Origin of the sequence: Pseudoalteromonas sp. S1727 (assembly GCF_005886375.1) — a bacterium.
GTDB classification, from domain to species: Bacteria; Pseudomonadota; Gammaproteobacteria; order Enterobacterales; family Alteromonadaceae; genus Pseudoalteromonas; species Pseudoalteromonas haloplanktis.
The window spans coordinates 70,451-86,798 of the sequence record NZ_PNDT01000041.1; the positions used below are offsets into that span (position 1 = coordinate 70,451).

Sequence of the window (16,348 nt, forward strand, 5' to 3'; positions counted from 1 at the left end):
ACTTTGTACGGACTACGATGCCCTTTTCAATATACAAAAAACTCTTTTTAGTCATCTTATTGCTCTGCCTTTTAAATGCATGTGGCGGAGACAATACAGTTAAAGATACCGCGTTTGTTGTAGATGAAACGGATCTAATAATCTCTGCTAATGATGGGTTAACACAAAGTTTTGACAATGACTTAGTCACTATCAGCATCCCCAAAAATGCGGTGAATACCGATACACGTTTTATATTTAGTCAAACACCCCTTGATGAAAGCAATAAAGCACAGGGGATCATTTCTGCACTGTATAGCTTTAGTCCAAAAGATCTATCGTTTAACACTCCAAGCACTTTATCAATCAGTACCGAAAGTGCTGCTGATAACCAACTATTTGCCATTGCTCAGTTAATCGATGGACAATGGCGCACGCTCGCAAGTACCACATCAGAAAACAACCGAGTTAGCGCACAAATTACCACATTAGGTACATTCGCTATTAAATCTCGACCCATTGTTCCAATTACTAAAAATATTGGACCAAACTGCCCGAGTAACGAAACAACGCAAAAAATGCGCTTTATTCATGTAGCAGATCTCCATGCTCGATTTGGTTTTAAAGAACGCTTTTTTAGTCGTATTAAAGGGTATTACCAACACGCGCAAAGTGAGCAACCTTATACCTTATTTACCAATGGTGGCGATGACTATGAAAAAGGCACCGTGGCAGAGCAAACTTCCAAAGGCTTAATCACCGTTGAGGCAATAAAAGCAATGGCGTTTGATGTCCGTGTAGTGGGTAATCACGATTATGCATGGGGCCCTGAGCAGTTACTTGATTACGCCAATGATGATCACGCCATTGTATTAGCCAGCAACACTCAATACACAGGTGATAGTACGCAAAGTTTCGACGCAGTTGATTTTTCAATTGTTCAAGTTGGCTGTCTAAAAGTGGGCTTTTTTGGCATGACCTCTGTGCCTTGGAATGAACTAGATAGACCGGTAGAAACCGCTCCAATTCCTGACTTTATCACCAATTTTAAAATGAATTGGCAGTGGCAAGAGATAGCGCAAACAATTGTGGAGCAACATCGTCAGGATGTGGATTACATGGTAATGCTCAGCCACTTAGGAGAAGGAGGCGATACACAAATAGCTCAAAACGTGCCAGGTATTGACTTAGTCCTCGGTGGTCATACTCATGGCGGAGAAAGCTTTCAGCAACTCGATAATGGCAGTTTAGTGATCCAGCCAAACTTTTTTGCTCAAGGTTTAACTGACTTAGAGTTAACCTTTGATTTAGCAACTAAAACGGTTAGTGATATCAACTACAATACGGTAGCCACGGCAAACATCAGGACTGTTGATGAAGCATTGCAAACGCAAATAGATTTTTTGATGGGTAAATACGCTCCAGATGCCAATACTGAAATAGCTATTTCAGAAAACTACCCGAGCGCGTTACAAATAATGGAGATCACGACTCGTGCTGTAAAACAGCAGTATCAAATAGATGCAGCCCTTTTTGATCCTAGCCAAGTGCAAACTCGCTGGACACCCGGTACGCTAACACAAGAAGATTTTCACAATGCTTTTAAAGTTGAAAGGCAACCTTCTAACACACCCGGCTTTAGTGCAATTTATCAAATTACGGTAAATGGTAGCGAATTAAAAACCATGATAGCGAGTCAACCAGATTGGGTATTATTAGCCCCAGATAGTATTACTGACAGTCAAACTTATAATTTAGCGCTGCAAAAAGGCCCCGCTTTTAATGGTGAGCTGTTTTTCAATAGTATTACCTTTACTGAGCCGCAATTACTGGCTGAAACATGGCAATTACTTGATCAGTACGCTCGCTACCGCACCAGCCAGTGTCTGCATATAGATACAAACACTCAACTCAACTCATGCCAAGATCAAGCAAATATTACCATTTGGAATTTTGATGATCCCAGTAAGCCACTCAAAGCAGATTACGGACCATCAACCCTTAGCTATTTCGATCCAGAACAAAGTGGCTGGGGCCCTGAAGACACGGTATTTAAAACCACTTCTGAATTAAATATTGCCGATTTAAATGACGGTGTTTCAGGCGTACTAGCCTTTACCGATCATTCTCCTACTGAAGGGCTACAAATCACCCTCAATACAGCTGCTAATGGTGACTTTATCAATGAAGGCCTCGTATCAGATTACACGCTAGTAATGGACATTTACTGGCCACTGGCAGTCAAAGACATTTACCGCGCTCTGGTGCAAACCGATACGGTAAATTACTTAACAGACGATGCTGATATATACATTAATCCTGAAGGTGGCTTAGGTAAATCAACCAGCGAAAGTGGTTACTTTGGCAACACTCAATCAGATACCTGGCATCGCATCGCCTTTGTCTTTTACACAGCACCAGATAATGGCGTGTTTGAAGTGTACGTTGATGGTGAGCTGGCTGGCGTAAAAAGAGAGGGTGAAATTAATCGTCGCTGGGCATTAAACAAAGCCGTGTTACTACTGACTGATAATAACTATGAAACAGAGCCCGGTTACTTAAACGCTTTGCTTTATGCAGGTCGCGCAATGACTCGCGATGAAATAAAAAGCATGGCTGGCGCGCAGCAAACTTTACGCTTTGAGCCAAGTACACGATCATTAAACCAGACGGTTGAGCGTCATTATCAAAGTGCCCCCGCTATAAAACCTAATTTGTGGCTAGAGCAGCGCAGCAAGTTTTTTAACAAACGCGGCCCGAGCGTAAACAATTAATTACAATCCAGCGATTAAATTAAGGGAGGAAACTCCCTTAACATCCTTAGTTTACATCCTCAATTAAAACAAATTAATCATTAATATCAATCAACTAAGCAATCCTAAAGAGCGCAAACATTTAACTATCAAACAGCAACCATTACAGCTTCCCCTATTCCATCTACATTTTTAAATGATCGTCCCATTTAATTTACAAATAGCCTGTTAGCTAAATAGATGCGGGCTCTTCCCCTTTTACTCGTTATGGTTAATTATCTGCGCATCAGACACAACAAGACGCAGTGCTTATTGCGGGAGAATTATAATGAGTGAAGTAACTAACCCTTTAGGTTTGGTAGGTATTGAGTTTACTGAATACGCTACACCTGATGCAGATTATATGGATAAAGTGTTTACCGATTTTGGTTTTTCAAAACTAAAAACATTCAAAGGTAAAGACATTGTTTATTACAACCAAAACGATATTCACTTTTTACTAAATAATGAACGTGATGGTTTCTCAGCAGAGTTTGCGAAAAGCCATGGCCCTGCAATTTGCTCTATGGGCTGGCGTGTAGAGAATGCCCAACACGCATTCGATACCGCTGTGGCACGAGGTGCAAAACCTGCTACGGAGTCTACTCATAAAGACTTACCATACCCAGCAATTTACGGTATTGGTGACAGCTTAATTTATTTTATCGAGCAGTTTGGCGATAAAGGTTCTATTTATGAGCAAGATTTTGAAGATTTAAATGAGCAAAATATCGTTGCTGATAAAGGGTTTATCCGTATCGATCACCTAACTAATAACGTTTATAAAGGCACTATGGAAACATGGGCTAACTTTTATAAAGACGTATTTGGTTTTACTGAAGTTCGTTACTTTGACATCAAAGGTCAAAAAACCGCGTTACTTTCTTACGCACTAAAATCACCGTGCGGCACCTTCTCTATTCCAATTAATGAAGGTAAAGGCAACGATAACAACCAAATTGATGAATACCTTGGTGAATACAATGGTCCTGGCGTTCAGCATTTAGCATTCTTAACTGATGACTTAGTTAGCTCATTAGATAAGCTTGATAAATCAACGATTGCGACTCTTGATATCATCCCTGAGTACTACGACACTATTTTTGACCGCGTACCTTGGGTAAAAGAAGACAAAGAGAAAATCCGTGAACATCAAATTCTAGTAGATAGCCAAAGTGAAGATTGCTACTTATTGCAAATTTTCTCTAAAAACTTATTTGGCCCAATCTTTATTGAAATGATCCAACGTGTTGATGACGGTGGTTTTGGTGAAGGTAACTTCCAAGCGCTGTTCGAATCAATCGAACGTGACCAAGAGCGTCGCGGCGTTTTATAAACACCGCATTATAAATTTAAAAAGCAGCGTATCTCGCTGCTTTTTGTCGTTTAATCTATTTTATAAATGACAATCTAATTTTCACTGTTTAAATCGCGCTAATCATCACCATATCCACTGTAAAGCGCGACTGACTAAACCAAAGGAAATGTAATGAGTTTAATTAACGAAACCCATGATATAAATTTAACTAGCTGGGTAGCCTCAGCGAATGTTGCAAACTGTGACTTCCCTATTCAAAACTTACCATTTGCAGAAGTACGTCGTAAGAACTCTGACGAAGCATTTCGTGGTGCTGTTGCCATTGGCGACCAAGTGATCGACCTTGCCAAAGTAAACGAACTGGCTATTTTCTCAGGCGATGCACAAACCGCCGTAGCTGCTGCCAGCCAAGCAACGTTAAATGAATTTATGGGTCTTGGTCAGCAATACTGGTCAGCGCTGCGTTTAGCGTTATCAAAAGCACTACGCGAAGGTGCAGCAGAGCAAGCTAAGTTAAGCGAGGCATTAATTGCCCAAGCTGATATTGAGTTTGCATTACCATGTCGTATTGGCGATTACACTGACTTTTATACATCAATTTACCATGCAACAGCTGTCGGTAGTCTATTCCGTCCTGATAACCCACTACTTCCTAACTATAAGTGGGTGCCTATTGGTTATCACGGCCGCTCTTCATCAATTGATGTATCTGGACAAACCTTTCATCGCCCAAATGGTCAAACTAAAGCGCCAGACGCAGACGTGCCATCACTTGGCCCATGTAAACGTTTAGATTATGAATTAGAGCTAGGCATTTACTTAGGTAAAGGTAACGAATTAGGCGATGCGATTGCAATTGAAAATGCTGAAAACCATGTATTTGGCTTTTGTGTGTTCAATGACTGGTCAGCGCGTGATTTACAAGCATGGGAATACCAACCACTTGGGCCATTCCTAGCGAAAAACTTTGCATCAACTGTATCACCTTGGATTGTTACAACAGAAGCATTAGCACCTTTTAGAACATCATGGACACGGGATGAAAACGATCCGCAACCATTAGACTATCTAGAATCAAGCAAAAACCGTGAGCTTGGTGCCTTTGATATTAAAATGGATGTACAAATTGAGACCGCAAAAATGCGTGAACAAGGTGCAGCGCCTTCACAGGTATCTAAGTCAAGCTTTAAACATTCATACTGGACAGTGGCACAAATGGTTACTCACCACACTGTAAATGGCTGTAATTTTATGCCTGGTGATATGTTAGGCTCTGGTACACAATCTGGGCCAACGCATGAAGAAGCAGGTTCTTTACTTGAACTTTCTCGTGGTGGCAAAGAGAAAATCACGCTTAATAACGGTGAGCAACGTAGCTTCTTAGAAGATGGCGATAACGTAATTATGCGTGGTTGGTGTGAAAAAGACGGTTTTGCACGTATTGGTTTCGGTAGCGTTGAAGGTACGGTTCTGCCTGCTAAGTAACTAAATTGTAAACGTTTATTAAATATATTTTTTGAAGGAGGCGACCAATGCCTCCTTTTTTAAGATAAATTACAATTTTTTACTGGCTTTTTCAGCTCAGATTGCTATCTTAATTCGGTTAATAGCCAGTATTTATAAGCCATGTCAGCATTTATTAAGTCTTTTTATCACAAACTATTCCCAGCTAGACAGTTGTTGATCCGCCAAAATGGTGAGGTTAAACATGTGATATTAGCCCCTTGGTTACAAGTTTCAGCTGTAGTAGTTGTTTTAATTGCTTTAGCCTGGTTGACCATATCTACTTTACAAATTTATTCGCAAACCAACAAAATCTCCGATATTGAACAAAGCCAACTATCAAAGCAACAACAGTGGCAGCTTCAAAAAGAGCAGCAACAGCAGCAATACGAAAAACAACTCGCACAGCTTGCGGTACTTGAACAAAAACAAGCTTTATTACAAAGCATGATCGATTCTCTACCCGAGTCGATGAGCAATCCAATCGACGATGCCGCAACAATTGAGAATATCGACACTAAAGAATTACAAGGCGATTTTCATGAGCCTCTCGTTGATGAAAAAAGCCCTGACAGTGCCCAAGTTAGTGTACAGTCTGTTGAACAGCGCATTACGCAACTCGAGGCACATTACTTACAAAGCTTTCTACAAATCGAGCAGCAAATAGAGTTGCGCCATCGCGATATTTTAACAATGCTAAAAGGTGCAGGACTTGATACTGCCTTATCCCGTCGCCTTAGTGGTGAAGTGTCAGAAACAGCCCAAGGTGGTCCGCTGGATTTATTTGATGAGTCCAAAATTCCGACTGAATTTTTAGCCATTGCCGATAAGTTACTTGCCTTAAACAATCTCGAAAACCTTCTCAGCGAGTTACCGCAAACTCTGCCTGCTGCAAACTACTATATTTCGAGCAGTTTTGGGCTGCGTAAAGATCCCGTTAATAACCGTCACGCTTTTCACAAAGGTGTTGATTTAGCGGGCTGGCATAAAACCGAAATTTTTGCCCCTGCAGATGGCACAGTGCTACGCGCAGGACGTAATGGTGGTTATGGAAACTTTATTGAATTACAACATAAAAATGGTTTTGTAACTCGCTTTGGTCACTTAAATAAAATCAAAGTAAAAAAAGGCCAAACCGTTGCTAAAAATGATGTTATTGGCTTAATGGGCAGCACTGGCAGAAGTACTGGTACTCATCTACACTATGAAGTGTTACTTAACGACAAACATGTCAACCCTGTAAAAATAACAAAGGCGCTTTCTCGTGTTCGGTAAAAAAAAATCAACTGTAAGTAGTTCTTCTGATTCACAATTAAAAAGAACCAACCACACGCCATCGATCATTTCTGAAGATGTTCGTTTAACGGGTAGCTTGATCAGCCAAGGTGAAGTGCAACTTGATGGACGCATTGATGGTGATGTGCGTGTTAATCATTTAGTGATCGGTAATACAGGCTGTGTAGAAGGCTCTGTAATTGCTGAAAGCGTAATTGTCAAAGGCAAGATAATTGGCTCACTCAATGCTAGTAAAGTCGTCATTGAACGCTCAGCACAAGTACATGGTGACGTTTACCAAGATACTCTCAGTATTGATGCTGGAGCGATTATCGAAGGTAACTTAAAACAACGCCACGAAGCTGAAACCGTTGAGTTAGTTACCCATAGTACAGAGTCAAAACCTGAACTCGCATCAGTACTAAGCACTGCTGATAACGACCTGTCATTTTTTAATAAGCAAGCCGCAGAAAAAGAGTAAGCGGTTTATTTTTTCTTTTCTGTTTTCTTAGTAATGTACATCGTAATATCTGCGGTGAACACTAGTTCATTGCGGGTATTATAAAGCTTAACGGGCACTACTAAATCTTCTTTATCTAGCCACTGCCTTGGCATTGGGATCTCTGCTACCGCAGTTACATCTGTGTCTACTTTGGCCAAATAATTTGCCGTCATGCACTTAGGGATCCAACGATGCGTTTTATAAGGCACCGTTGCATCAACCATTACCCCAGCACATAGCTCTGCAAGATTACACTGTGCGATAGCGTGAATAGTACCAATGTGATTATGTACACAGCGACGATTTTTTACCACGGCACTGCAATGCCCATCACGTAAATCCAATACATAAGGTTTCATTGAGCCAAAGTAAGGGGCTTTAAAGCACACTACTTTAGTAAATAGCCAATTCCCAAACGGTAAGCGTTTAAAAGTACGCCATGCTGTTAAAACTGCTGATTTATTACTCATCATTTTTCTCATTGTAGATAGCTGTTTGCAAATTAACACATCAGACCAGTTTAAAAAAGAGTATTTCCCTTTGCTCGTCAGCAATATTCAGCAAGAGGGGTCAAATGCCCTTTCTTTTTTGCTGTTGGGTGCCTAAAATACGCGGCATAAGGAGTACTCATGCCCACAACCAATCGCCATAACCAGCTTAGTATTATTTTCACCCTCGCCCTTTTGGTCATATTTTGTCCGTTAGCGATTGATATATATTTACCAGCCTTTCCTAATATAGCTCACGCGTTATATATTGATGAACAGCAAGTGCAACTTACTGTTGCTATATTTATGCTTACTGTTGGCTTAGGACAACTTATAGCTGGCCCTTTAGCTGATAAGTTTGGGCGGCGTCCAATCGCCTTATTTGGTATTACACTTTATGGCTGCTCTGCATTGTTAGCCTACTTTGCGCCAAATTTTGCTCTTTTAATGCTAGCCCGCGCTCTGCAAGGCTTTGGCGCATGTGCCACATTTGTGGTGGCATTTGCGATTGTTCGTGATACTTATGGCAGTGCGAAAAGCGGCCAAATGATCACCTACCTAAATGGTATTGTTTGTTTTATTCCAGCATTGGCACCCATTTTAGGCGCTTGGCTCACCGTCCAATTTGGCTGGCGAATGAACTTCTTATTTTTGGCTGGGTTTGCCTGTTGTGGATTAATAATCACTGCAATGTACTTTAAAGAAACACGTCCGGCTGATAGTTACTATGAAGGGCATATTTTGGATTTACGCCGTTTTATTCCCATCATCACCACGCCTATTTTCCTTTTTAATAGCTTAATTTGTATGGTGGCAATGTCAGCAATCTTGGCCTTTGTGACCTTAGCTCCTGGTTGGATCATGACTGAGCTTGGCGGCTCAGTGGCAGACTTTACATTTTGGTTCACACTCAATGCAGTTGTCAGTATTGTCGCCAGTTTTATTGCCCCATTATATATTAAGCGGCACAGCCAAAAAGCGTTACGCTTAGGTATGAGCTTATTAATTTTTTCAGGTGTGTTAATTTTAATACTTGGCCAATTTAAAAGTGCCTTTACCTTTATGTTACCCGTGCTTATTGCTGCCTTAGGTTTTTCACTCAGTTTAGGCTCGGCAGCTGGTATGGCATTATCACACTTTGCTAAACAGGCTGGCACCGCATCCGCATTAATTGGCTTAATGCAAATGAGCGGTGCAGGAGTGCTGGTCATGCTCACCCAAGTATTGCCTTTTAATGCGCCAGAATTTATTGCGTTTCACTTATTATTATTACTCCCCCTATGGGCTATACTGCTGAGCAATAAAGCCCACGCCTACCATCCAAAGAATACTTAACACAATGATAAATTATGAATTTTTACTCTCCTTTTTAACAGCCAGCTTTTTAATTGCCGTGGCGCCGGGGCCCTCAAACGCTTTTTTAATGGCGCAAACTTTTGCCAATGGCCGCTCTGCAGGTTTACAAAGTGCATTTGGCTTTGCGCTAGGAGGGGTGGTACATACCTTGTTTGCTGTGGTTGGTTTAACTGCAATTTTAAAAGCATCAGAGCTTGCTTACACTACAGTGCAATATGCGGGTGCCGGCTATTTATGTTACTTAGGCGTAATGATGCTAAAAAGCACCTTTATCACTATAGCTGACGACTGCGGGGATAAACCCCATGTAAGCACCAGCAAAAAGAAAAATGTCATGTTCCAAGCGATGATGACAGAAGTGCTCAACCCAAAAGTTGCGCTGTTTTTTATTGCTTTTATACCTCAGTTTGTTGATCCCAGTTTATCGAGCTCAACCACATCCCAACTCGCTTTTTTTGGCTTGCTTTACCCTATTTTTGCGTTCCCAATTGATTGCACTTATATTTACTTTGGCGATAAAATAGCCGGTTATTTCAGGAACAACCCAAATACTCAATTGTGGATAGACCGAATTACAGGTATTGTGTTTATAGCACTTGCTATTAACCTTTTAGTGTAAAAAATAATAAGAGTCAGCATGGAACAAAAACAACAAATATTACCCGCAAAAAAAAATATTGCCCTAGTCGCTCATGATGGAAAGAAAACCGCATTGCAAGCGTGGTGTAATAAACATCGTGACAACTTGAGTCAGCATACATTATATGGCACAGGTACTACGGGTCACTTAATCGAGAAAAATACCGGGCTTGACGTAATCAAATTACTCAGTGGTCCTATGGGGGGCGATCAACAATTAGGCGCAAAAATAGCCGAACACGAAATCCATATGTTGATTTTCTTTTGGGATCCCCTCGCCTCTCAGCCTCATGACCCTGATGTTAAAGCATTATTGAGACTAGCAGCGGTATGGAATATTCCAGTGGCCTGTAATGAAGTCAGTGCTGATATGTTATTAAGCTCATCATTAATGCATGTAGAGCTTGAACGTAGCTTGCCAGATTACGAAAAGTACCTGGCAACCCGGCAAGTGACACTATAAAAGTGCCTCTATTTTAGCGATAAAGCATACTTGCCCATTTAGTGAGTCCAGCGGTGACACTGCCAAAGTGATCACCGTTAACCATTTTTATATTCCCTAAATGCTCAACTAGCGCCGCTTTGATCAGCGGTGATTGGGCGCTACCACCGGTAAGGTAAATAACATCAGGCACGGCGCCCGCCTCTTTAATTGCTTGCTTTGCTAAGCTAACAATTTGCATGATTGCATCATCAACCGCCAATGCTAAATCATCACGGGATAACACTTTATTTAATTGCGGTGCTAAAAAGCCAAGCTCACAGTTAAACTCAGTGGCTGATGACAAGGCAATTTTTGCCGCTTCCCCTTGTTGAACTAACTGATGACCTTGCTTATTTTGCTGTAAATCGAGCAATCGTTGAAATAACTCTGGTGCTTCTACTTCACGCAGCTGAGTGAGTAACTCGCGAGCGTGTTGCTGGCTATAAAACTGACTTTGTAGATTTACATCATTGATTTTGCATGCTTGCCAAAACGGCTGATTAGGCAAGGGTAAACCCGATTTAAACTTACTGCCTAGCCCGAGTAGTGGCATCAACGCATGATAGCTCAACGCAATATCAAGATCATTACCGCCAATACGTTTACCAGTGTGGGCTAAAAAGTCTTGGTCACGTTCATTACTGTTACGAAAACTAGGGCCCATTTGTACAAACGAGCAGTCACTGGTACCACCGCCGATATCGATAACTAAGACTTTCTGATCCTGCTGTAAGTCGCTTTCATAATCAATGCCCGCTGCGAGCGGCTCATACAAAAACGCCACGTCTTTAAAGCCTGCGCGTTTAGCAGCACGCTCTAAAATGCCAAGTGCTTGTTGATTTGATTCTTCGCCACCCACTGCCTGAAAATTAACAGGACGGCCAATTACGGTCTGCGTTAATGCGTCTTGTAAAGATGCCTCTGCACGTTGTTTAATTTTTAAAATCATCGCGGTGGCAATATCTTCAAAAAAGTTGATTTGCCCTTGCTTTAAACCTGTGGCACCAAAGAATGATTTAGGGGATTTAACAAAATAGCCTTCTTCAGGAAACTGCACATACTCGCTAATGGCTTCGCGACCAATAAAAAGGCTTTCTTCACCCGCTGCGAGATCTAAATCCGACTTGATCCGCACCATTGAATTTAACAATGCCTGACGCTGACTTTTAAAGTCTTGCTCAAATGCAGTACCCATTAAATGCTGAGCAACAAAATCAACCACTAAGGCACTATGATGAGTGTATAAAGTAGAAGGTAAATAATGCTTGCCTTGTTCTAGCGGTACTAACTCGACAGCATTTTGTGCATTCATTACACCCATTGCACAATTTGAACTACCATAATCAAAACCAACAAACATTTCGCCACCACTACTTATCAAAAGGCCGCGCAATTTAGCATACTTATCGATTTTTTTAAACGTTATTCAGCTTTACGCTCGCGCACAAAACTGGCAAAGCGCGGCACACCATTTTTGGTAAAACCATGATAACGATAGGTGATTGTTGCTCCAATTTTTGGCGGTACTTGCCGTTGTTGGTCGGTAAATCCTGTGCCAATATTAAATTGTAAGCCTTCAGCGGTCTCTACCCGTAGTGCTCCTAACATGCCTTGGTACTTACCCTTACCGGGCAAATGCTCAATCACCACGGCTTCATTATCTAAATAAGGCTTTAACTTTAAAAGTGCATCACTGCGACCACTTTTATGTGTAGCTGACGCTAAGTGCAGCATCACCCCTTCACCACCTAGTTGGACTATCTGCTCAAAAAAGGTCGATAGCGCTTGCTCTGTTTTGAAGTGGTGCTGCTGCACAGCCTGAATATGTGGACGGTTTATACGATTAACTAAGTTAAGGTAATTTTCATAGCGTGTTTGAAAAGGGCTTGTTTGATCTGGCATATCAAAAATTTGATAAGTCACCTTCTGCCAATCACTATCTCGTGGTTTTTGAGTACGAACAATACCACTGAGTGCAGCAAAATCACCGTGTTTGGTCCACAGTTCGCCATCTAATCGTACATTCGGTAAATCGGCTACAAACCAAGCAGGAGCATGTATGAGGTTATCGTTACGAGTGATCAGTTCAGTGCCAGTCCAAATAGCCCGCACCCCATCAAATTTTTCACTCACTAAGTAGTTTTCAATGGCGGGGGCGTTGTCTTGTTGATACACCTTGGCTAGTTGTGCATTTGCTATTATGGGTGGCTTTGTTGCGAAGCAGTTAAAGCTGATGAGCAACAGCCACACTATGATTAATCCCTTTAGCATGTTAGTCCCTTGTTTATTGCCAAGTAGACTAAACTATAGCTTAGTTTGTACCCATTGCCATAGTTGCTGTAAATTATCCATCCGCGCAAATGCCAAACTTAAGTCATGTTCTAAAGTGTGCTTATTGGGTATGGCTACCACAGCTACTTTTGCATTCGTAGCAGCGGTGACGCCGGTATGTGTATCTTCCACCGCAATGGCTTGCTCGGCTGAAATACCTAAGGTTGAAAGTGCCAATAAATATGGGTCGCCGGCAGGCTTGGGATTGCGTACATCATCTTTGGTGACAACACAGTCAAACCATTCATAAAAGCCATAGCCCTTTAAAATGGGTATCGCTTCATGGCGCGCACTGCCTGTCACCAGTGCCATTTTAAGTCCGCTGTCTTTGACCGCTTGTAATACGTCTTGTGCAAAAGGCATTAATGATGGCAAATCTGTTGCTACAAACTTCTCAAATGCATCATATTTAGCTTGTGCAAGCCACTGTGGTGATACCGATAAGTTATACTGTTTAACGACTTCAATTGCCGCTTCTAACGTTGGCCTACCTGAAAATCGCTGACAAAAATCATCTTCGTCATAGCGCACACCAAACGGCGCTAAAATATCATTCCAACAATTAAAATGCACACTTTCAGAGTCAACTAAGGTGCCATCCATATCGAATAATACTGCTTTTAAAGTCATCCTCATTCCTTTAATTAAAAAATAAAAAAGGTGCACTCGGCACCTTAGTTAATCGTTATTCTGTTAAGCCTGCTGGCGGCTCAGCAAATGCCTCTTCACCGGTTTGCACATCGACTAACTCGTAACCACGCTCTTTTCTAACCACTTTTAAAACTGGCTTTTCAAACGCGGTTTTTAAACGATCTGCGTCGGCCTGTAATTCTTCAACGGTGTTACCAAATGGCGCTGCACCCGTTTCTGACCAATTTGTTACTTTACCATTTAGGTTATATTCAACCTCATGAATTTGATATTGTGCTGCTTCATCTTTAGTTGCTTCACAAAAGATTACACGGTAATTCCAAAATCCAGCCATGACAATTCTCTTTAAAATGTAATTAGCGCTACTTTAGCAGTATCGACTAGTAATATAAACGAAAAAACCCGCTTAAAAAGCGGGTTTAAATAACTAAACAATCTGCTTAGAAAAAGTTAACTTTAAATTCAGCGCCAACAAAACGCCCTTCGTTAACCATTGCAGTATTGTTATTAAAGTCGATTGCACCAATTGATTGTTGCTTATCAAATAAGTTACGTGCAAAAACAGCTACTTGATACTCATAGTCACCTTCAGACCATGCATAACCACTGCGAAGACCTACTTCAGTAAGTGCTTTACCTTCAAACTCTACAGACTCGTACAAGAAATAGTTAATCTCACTGCGGTATGAAACATCTGCGTAAGTAAAGAACTCACCATCACCTAATTCTTTGCTATAGCGTAGGGTTAAGTTAGAGATCCACTCAGGTGCGTGCGGCAAACTATTACCATCGATGATAGCATTACCATCAACCATAGGATCTGTGATTGTTAAAGTAGGACGGTCTGGCACCGCAATCGCGATGCTGTCATCTTTAAGCTCAGTATTGTTATAGCTTAAGTTAAATGTCGCATTTAACTCATCTGTTAATACCCACTCAGTATCTAACTCAAAACCATAGCCTGTCGTTTTATCAGCATTTAATAGACTGGTTGTATTAGTGGTACCGCCAACCGCAGTTAATTGCTGATCATTCATTGTGTAATAAAAAATTGTCGCATTTACACGACCACGACCATCTAATACGTCTGACTTAATCCCAGTCTCGTATGAGGTTACCGTTTCTGAATCAGCTTTAGTCAGCTCATCAGAGAAAGTAATACGGCCTTGGATACTTGGTGCGCGGAATGTATTTGCAATACGGCCATATAAATTCATATCATCGGTTAATTTATACGTCGCTGATAAATCCCAGCTGATATGATCATCACTGGCATCTTCAGTACGGATAATATCAGTTTCGCATTGCATTAAGTCAAAGTTACATTCACTTAAATCAGCTGGAACGAATTTACGCACAGCAACGAAATCTTTATCATCGTCTGAATAACGAAGACCAGCGGTTACTTTTAAATCATCACTAAAGGTGTAATCAACAGAGCCAAATACAGCCCATGCTTTGGTATCTTGTTGCTGATTTACATAACCATTCAATGTTCCACCAGCTAAGGTATCATAACCAAAGTTTTCGATAGTCACTGACTCATCGAAGTAAAATAGACCAGCTTGGTAATTAAAATCACCAACAAAGTTACTTGCTAAGCGTAATTCTTGTGTATATTGGTTGTGATCTGGTAAACCACTTTCACTTTCAGATTGATAAGGAATAACGCCAGGACCGCCAACATAACCACCATCAATATCGCCACGTGAGTTTACTTCAGCACTTTCCCAACCAGTGATTGAAGTTAAAGTATGGTTTGCGAAATCATACTCAAGTTTTAAGCTTGCCCCTTGTGAGTCAACAACCTGAAATTCACGTGCAGCAGCATTATGATAAACCACATCAGCATCAAAACCATCAACTAACTCATTTGAACCTGCTTTGATTGCGTTCGCGTAAAATGGGATTGGTGTACCTTCCATATTACGAACGTGGTAGTTTAATAAAGCTGAAAAATCATCTTTTTCATATAAGAACTGGATACGTGCAGCGCGATCGGTGTAACCACCTAAAATGTCGTCTTGTTCAAAGCCTGGTGCGCGATTATCAATGTAATCATCTTTACCTTGCCACAATACCGATACACGTGCCGATAGGTTTTCTGTTAACCCGCCGCCAACAGCACCTCTAAAATCAATTGAGTTATTTGTACCGTATGATACTGAGCTAAACCCATCAAATTCTTGGCTAGGTTTTACAGAATCGAATTTAACAAGACCTGCAGGTGTGTTACGGCCAAATAATGTGCCTTGTGGGCCGCGTAGTACTTCAACACGCTCTACGTCAAATACAGGAAAGCCTTTTAGGATTGCATTTTCTTGTACCACATCATCAACAACAAGTGACACGGGCTGCGAAGCGTTTAAATCAAAATCAGTATTACCTAAGCCACGAACATAAAAACGTGGGAAAGTACGTCCATATGAAGATTCAATTGATAAGCTTGGAATTTTCGCATTCATAAAACGAACATCCATACCAGCAGAGCTGTATGCATCCAATTTATCGCCTTGTAACGCAGAAACAGCAACAGGTACTTCCTGTGCGTTTTCTACACGCTTACGCGCGGTAACTTGGATAACTTCTAATTGGTTGCTTTTTGCACCTGGAGCTTGCTCATCAGCTGCTAGAGTAGAAAATGAAGTACCTGCTACAGCAGAGAACAACGTTGCATTAATTAGGGTTGCTAACGTAGATCTTTTCATTGCTTTCATGTTGGGGTTTAGCCTTTTGTGTGCACTCTTATTCAACGGTTGATGTGTTGCGCTAGTTCACTTAGCGGGCTCGGCCAATTTTTCGCGCCTTGTAATAAGCTGCGCGGACCTCACTGTCGAGAGTGCAAAACGAAATAGTGAGGCTGAACGAACAATGAAGATTATAACACTTCATGACAGTTTTGCTGCATAAATATGTACAATAATACAAGATTTTTACAACAAATAACGCCATGATAAGCGAAGTTTGGAGATTTTATGCAGTTTTATTTACTTTATGCGGACATTTGTCCTGTTAATTTTTTGGGTGTAA

The 16,348-nt window shown here is 41.2% G+C and carries 14 protein-coding genes; 8 read left to right on the forward strand and 6 right to left on the reverse strand.

The genetic code is table 11. From position 1 onward, the window contains the following. Positions 1-17: 17 nt before the first annotated feature. From CWB85_RS11310 to CWB85_RS11330, 5 genes are all read left to right on the forward strand, one after another. Positions 18-2,753, forward strand: a complete 2,736-nt coding sequence (locus CWB85_RS11310) for a metallophosphoesterase (RefSeq protein WP_138554933.1) — start codon at positions 18-20, stop codon at positions 2,751-2,753. A gap of 307 nt (positions 2,754-3,060) precedes the next feature. Then, positions 3,061-4,107, forward strand: coding sequence for a 4-hydroxyphenylpyruvate dioxygenase (gene hppD, locus CWB85_RS11315; RefSeq protein ID WP_016708862.1), 1,047 nt, complete (start codon positions 3,061-3,063; stop codon positions 4,105-4,107). Positions 4,108-4,260: 153 nt separating this feature from the next. Then, the gene (gene fahA, locus CWB85_RS11320) at positions 4,261-5,574 is read left to right on the forward strand and encodes a fumarylacetoacetase (RefSeq protein ID WP_016708861.1); all 1,314 of its coding nucleotides are present in this window, start codon (positions 4,261-4,263) and stop codon (positions 5,572-5,574) included. 141 nt (positions 5,575-5,715) lie between these two features. Further along, entirely contained in the window at positions 5,716-6,867 is a 1,152-nt protein-coding gene (locus CWB85_RS11325; RefSeq protein WP_016708860.1) for a M23 family metallopeptidase, read from the forward strand. Further along, the gene (locus tag CWB85_RS11330; RefSeq protein ID WP_016708859.1) at positions 6,857-7,348 is read left to right on the forward strand and encodes a bactofilin family protein; all 492 of its coding nucleotides are present in this window, start codon (positions 6,857-6,859) and stop codon (positions 7,346-7,348) included. Before CWB85_RS11325 ends, CWB85_RS11330 begins: the two co-directional genes overlap by 11 nt. A 5-nt stretch (positions 7,349-7,353) precedes the next feature. On the opposite strand, the gene CWB85_RS11335 is transcribed toward CWB85_RS11330, so the two are convergent. Continuing rightward, on the reverse strand, positions 7,354-7,839 hold the full coding sequence (locus CWB85_RS11335; protein ID WP_029216143.1) for a hotdog fold domain-containing protein: 486 nt from the start codon (positions 7,837-7,839) through the stop codon (positions 7,354-7,356). 159 nt (positions 7,840-7,998) lie between these two features. Between CWB85_RS11335 and CWB85_RS11340 the strand changes: the two genes are divergently transcribed. From CWB85_RS11340 to CWB85_RS11350, 3 genes are read left to right on the forward strand one after another with little or no spacing between them, the layout of a single operon-like run. Then, the gene (locus CWB85_RS11340; RefSeq protein WP_138554934.1) at positions 7,999-9,192 is read left to right on the forward strand and encodes a multidrug effflux MFS transporter; all 1,194 of its coding nucleotides are present in this window, start codon (positions 7,999-8,001) and stop codon (positions 9,190-9,192) included. 4 nt (positions 9,193-9,196) lie between these two features. Continuing rightward, positions 9,197-9,832: a LysE family translocator gene (locus tag CWB85_RS11345; protein WP_138554935.1), complete on the forward strand. Its 636-nt coding sequence runs from the start codon at positions 9,197-9,199 to the stop codon at positions 9,830-9,832. Between the two features lie 18 nt (positions 9,833-9,850). Further along, a complete protein-coding gene (locus tag CWB85_RS11350; protein WP_016708855.1) occupies positions 9,851-10,315 on the forward strand; it encodes a methylglyoxal synthase in 465 nt (154 codons plus the stop codon). Between the two features lie 13 nt (positions 10,316-10,328). Here CWB85_RS11350 and yegD read toward each other — a convergent pair whose 3' ends face one another. From yegD to CWB85_RS11375, 5 genes are all read right to left on the reverse strand, one after another. Continuing rightward, positions 10,329-11,696 carry a molecular chaperone gene (gene yegD / locus CWB85_RS11355; protein ID WP_138554936.1) on the reverse strand — a complete coding sequence of 456 codons (1,368 nt, stop codon included), beginning with the start codon at positions 11,694-11,696 and terminating at the stop codon, positions 10,329-10,331. A gap of 62 nt (positions 11,697-11,758) precedes the next feature. Beyond that, positions 11,759-12,607, reverse strand: coding sequence for a DNA ligase (locus tag CWB85_RS11360; protein WP_138554937.1), 849 nt, complete (start codon positions 12,605-12,607; stop codon positions 11,759-11,761). A gap of 33 nt (positions 12,608-12,640) precedes the next feature. Then, positions 12,641-13,297 (reverse strand): HAD family hydrolase, encoded by a 657-nt coding sequence (locus tag CWB85_RS11365; RefSeq protein WP_016708852.1) that lies wholly within the window; start codon positions 13,295-13,297, stop codon positions 12,641-12,643. A 55-nt stretch (positions 13,298-13,352) separates the two neighbouring features. Next, on the reverse strand, positions 13,353-13,652 hold the full coding sequence (locus CWB85_RS11370; RefSeq protein ID WP_016708851.1) for a hypothetical protein: 300 nt from the start codon (positions 13,650-13,652) through the stop codon (positions 13,353-13,355). 106 nt (positions 13,653-13,758) lie between these two features. Beyond that, positions 13,759-16,035 (reverse strand): TonB-dependent receptor, encoded by a 2,277-nt coding sequence (locus CWB85_RS11375; protein WP_016708850.1) that lies wholly within the window; start codon positions 16,033-16,035, stop codon positions 13,759-13,761. Positions 16,036-16,348 lie beyond the last annotated feature (313 nt).